Raw genomic sequence first — 1,129 nt, forward strand, 5'->3', positions numbered from 1 at the left:
GCCACGAACGCGTCCGCCGGGTTCGGGTCCCTGCCGGCCGCGCCGTCGATACCCCACTTTGCCGGGAGTCTCTGGACAACCACACAGCGTTACGTAATCTCCTTGGCGCAGCCCATTTGCTCCCAGGGAAGGGACGGCATGAACCACGCGTTTGTCGCAGCGCTCGCCGAGGCGGGTCACACCGCCGAGAGCCTCGCCGATCGGATCGGTGTGCATCCGAAGACCGTCGCCCGGTGGGCGAACCCGGGCCACGTTCCCCAGAGTCGACACCGCGCGACCGTCGCGGAGCTGCTGGCCCGCGACGCCGAGGCACTGTGGCCGGACGCATTCCGGCGCCGCGAACCGGTGTGGTTCCGACCCTGGGTCGACCTCGAACGCGAGGCGCTGACGCTGCGGTCGTTCGAGTTGACGTGGGTGCCGGGGCTGCTCCAGACCGAGGCGTACGCGCGGGCGACCCTGGCCGGCGGGGTCCTGACGCCGGACGCGGTCGACGAGTTCGCCGGGGCGCGGATCAGCCGGCAGTCGATTCTCGACCGGGAGAGCGACGGGCCGCTGCTCATCGCCGTGCTCGACGAGGGGGTGCTGCGCCGGCGCGTCGGCGACGACCGCGCGTTGATGGCGGCGCAGCTCACGCACCTGCTCGGGTACGTCGAGACGGACACCGTTCAGCTCCAGATCGTCCCGGCGGACGCGCCCAGCTACCCCGGGCTCGACGGGCCGTTCACCATCGCCGACCTGCCGGACGGCTCGCGGGTCGCGCACGTCGACAGCGCCGCGCAGGCGCAGATCCTCGACCAGACATCGGAGCTTGTTAGCCTGGAGCGGCGGTGGGAGCGCATTCGCGGCGAGGCGCTGCCCCGGGGGCGTTCCCTGGACCTTCTCAGAGAAGCGGCGGCATCATGGACCTGACCGACGCGCGGTGGCGCAAGAGCACGAAGAGCGGCGGCAACGGCGGCAACTGCGTCGAGGTCGCCGACAACCTCCCGGGCGTGGTCCTCGTGCGCGACACGAAGGATCGCGACGGCGCGACGCTCACGTTCAGCCCGCAGTCGTGGCGCAGCTTCGTCGCCATGGCACGCGACGCCCGCTGACCGTCCACATCGCACGCGGGGCTCCCGGCGGCGCCGGG

The 1,129-nt window shown here is 72.0% G+C and carries 2 protein-coding genes; both read left to right on the forward strand.

Annotated elements, in window-relative coordinates:
• Positions 1 to 138 precede the first annotated feature (138 nt).
• Positions 139 to 909 (forward strand): Scr1 family TA system antitoxin-like transcriptional regulator, encoded by a 771-nt coding sequence (locus tag AB0J68_RS32440; RefSeq protein ID WP_363942742.1) that lies wholly within the window; start codon positions 139 to 141, stop codon positions 907 to 909.
• Positions 900 to 1,091 carry a DUF397 domain-containing protein gene (locus AB0J68_RS32445; protein WP_363942744.1) on the forward strand — a complete coding sequence of 64 codons (192 nt, stop codon included), beginning with the start codon at positions 900 to 902 and terminating at the stop codon, positions 1,089 to 1,091. The genes AB0J68_RS32440 and AB0J68_RS32445 overlap by 10 nt, the downstream gene beginning before the upstream one ends.
• The last annotated feature ends 38 nt before the right edge of the window (positions 1,092 to 1,129 follow it).

It is taken from the genome of Micromonospora sp. NPDC049580, from assembly GCF_040675595.1.
Lineage (GTDB): Bacteria > Actinomycetota > Actinomycetes > Mycobacteriales > Micromonosporaceae > Micromonospora.